The 2274-nt window shown below is 65.5% G+C and carries 4 protein-coding genes; 2 read left to right on the top strand and 2 right to left on the bottom strand.

Features of this window, described 5'->3' with window-relative positions:
• A partial coding sequence (locus tag H7290_RS00225; protein ID WP_290512002.1) for a cytochrome P450 occupies positions 1-429 on the top strand: 429 nt, incomplete at its 5' end.
• A gap of 29 nt (positions 430-458) precedes the next feature.
• Positions 459-1442, top strand: coding sequence for a hypothetical protein (locus H7290_RS00220; protein ID WP_290512001.1), 984 nt, complete (start codon positions 459-461; stop codon positions 1440-1442).
• Position 1443: 1 nt separating this feature from the next.
• Here the strand turns inward: H7290_RS00220 and H7290_RS00215 are convergent, their stop codons facing one another.
• Positions 1444-1842 (bottom strand): hypothetical protein, encoded by a 399-nt coding sequence (locus tag H7290_RS00215; protein ID WP_290512000.1) that lies wholly within the window; start codon positions 1840-1842, stop codon positions 1444-1446.
• A gap of 239 nt (positions 1843-2081) precedes the next feature.
• A partial coding sequence (locus H7290_RS00210) for an MBL fold metallo-hydrolase (RefSeq protein ID WP_290511999.1) occupies positions 2082-2274 on the bottom strand: 193 nt, incomplete at its 5' end.

The raw sequence follows: 2274 nt of genomic DNA, 5'->3' as shown, positions 1-2274 counted from the left end.
GAGCTGATGCGTACCGGAACACCCGCGGATGTCGACCGCATCGTCGAGGAGCTGTTGCGCTACCTCTCGGTCGTCCAGGTCGCGTTTCCTCGGTTCGCGAAGAAGGACATGGTGCTCTTTGGCCAGCAGATCAAGGCCGGCGACGTCATCATGGCGTCTCTCAGCGGTGCCAACCGCGACGCCGGCTGGGCGGGCGATCGACCCGACGAGTTCGACCCCGACCGCACCCCGGCCAGCGGGCACCTCGCCTTCGGCCACGGGATCCACCGCTGCATCGGTGCCGAGCTCGCCCGTATGGAGCTGCGGATCGCGTTGCCCAGGATCTTTCGCTACTTCCCGAACCTTGCGCTGGCCAAGCCCCAGGAGGAGCTGTCGTTCCGTCAGCTGTCGTTCGTCTATGGGGTCGACGAGCTCCCTGTCACCTTCTGAGATGTGCTGTCCGAGATGACCCGGCTGAGATGATCAATCCCCACGTGGACACGACTGCCGCGATCGAGGAGTGGTTCGACGACCACGGTCTGCCCTACTTCGCCGGGGACCATGCCGACACCGTGGAGCTTTGGGTGTCGAGCCGCCGCATCGCCTTGGTGATCCTGCTGATCGTCGTGGTCTCCGTCGCAGTCGGGTTTGGTGTCGGCGCGGTGCTCGCCGATCGCGGATCCGTCGGCTCGGTGGCGGGCGTTCTGGTGTTCCTCGCGCTCCTCGGGCTCTTTGCCGGGCGTCTGCTTCGCATGGGAACGATGCTGCGATGGGCGGTCAGGCGTACGTTCGGGTCGCTCGGGCTGATGTTCCCCCTGCTGACGCGCGCTCTTCCGCTGCTCCTGCTTGCCGTCACATTCCTGTTCATCAACGCCGAGGTGTGGCAGGTCGCAGCACTCATGTCGCGGCACGTCCTGTGGCTCTCGGCGCTGTTCTTCGCTGTCATCGCGGTGGTGTTCTTGCTCGTACGCCTGCCGGAGGAGGTGCGCAACGTCGAAAGTGAGGTGGTCGGCGACCGCGTGGAACAGTGCTGCGTCGGGACACCTGCCGAGCAGTCCGCACGCCTCGTCGCTGCGGAGCCGGCCGACCTGCCGCGGTTTGCCCGCGCCAACCTCGTGCTGGTGCTTCTGTTCAACCAGGCCATCCAGGTGCTGCTCCTGAGTCTCGGCCTGTTCGCCTTCTTCGTGGTCTTCGGGTCTCTGACGATCCCTGACGCCACCGTGTCGGCGTGGACCGGCCAAGCCGTCACCGACCTGCCGTCGTCGTTCGGCAAGCACGTCCCGGTCACCAACGAGCTGTTCCAGGTGGCGGTGTTCCTCGCGGCGTTCTCAGGCCTCTACTTCACCGTGTGCGCCGTGACGGACGAGACCTACCGATCGCAGTTCTTCGACGGTATCTCGGGCGAGCTCGAGCAGGCCGTGGCGGTCAACGCCGTCTACGTGACGCTGACAAGGCTGAACTGACTCAGGTGCTCTGTGTCGGCACACCGTCGGCGGGGCTGTCCGAGGCGCACTGGTTGAGCGTGACGGTCTTGCTGCGCGCGAAGCTCTCGGACGAGCGTGCAGCCTCGGGGTAGTCGGCCGGTGCGAGGTTGGCGTAGTACTCCACCGCATCGAGCAGCGCGTCCGCCACCGGCTCGCTGCTGACCTTCGCATAGACCTTCGCGGTGACCTTGGCCGTCCTGAAGTGATCGACGGTGCCTTTGTAGTCCTGGTTGTTGAAGTCGGCGATGCCCGCCCGCACCTCGGAGCATGTCCTGTCAACGGCCTGCTTGGCGCTGAGCGCGGGTGCGTCCTTCGAGTCGCTCGACCCGCTGCAAGCAGTCAGGAGTGCGAACAGGGCGAACGCGGCCAACATTCTCATGTCTCGGACACTAGGCCGCTGGCCAGATTTCGCCACTCCAACCTTGCTCGCGTCTCGCCTCGAGGGTCGGGATGGGCTGTGACCGGCTGGAGATCTCGCCCGAGGACGGGGCCTCGTCCCTCCGACTCGGACTGCTCGCCGATGGTGCTCCGCCGGACGACAGCAAGACCGGCCGCATCCCCAAGCGCATCAATCATCTGTTGTTGGCCGACCTACGGTTCACCTACTGCCACAAACTGCTACCAGCCGCGCTCTTGCCACTCCTGAAGATGCGGACGCTCGACGCCGAGCGTCGTGTCACTGCCGTGGCCGGGGTAGACGTGGGCTTCGTCGTCGAAGCGGCCGAAGATCTTCGTCTCCACGTCGTCGATCAGGGTCGTGAAGTCCTCAGGTGCCCAGGTCTTGCCGACACCACCGGGGAAGAGCGAGTCG

It is taken from the genome of Aeromicrobium sp., assembly GCF_014378035.1.
Lineage (GTDB): Bacteria > Actinomycetota > Actinomycetes > Propionibacteriales > Nocardioidaceae > Aeromicrobium.
This window is presented reverse-complemented; position numbering and strand designations above follow the sequence as displayed.

Bases quoted from the DNA above. Each gene is read 5' to 3' on its own strand.
- H7290_RS00220 (WP_290512001.1), top strand. From the start codon at position 459: ATGATCAATCCCCACGTGGACACGACTGCCGCGATCGAGGAGTGGTTC.
- H7290_RS00215 (WP_290512000.1), bottom strand. From the start codon at position 1,842: ATGAGAATGTTGGCCGCGTTCGCCCTGTTCGCACTCCTGACTGCTTGC.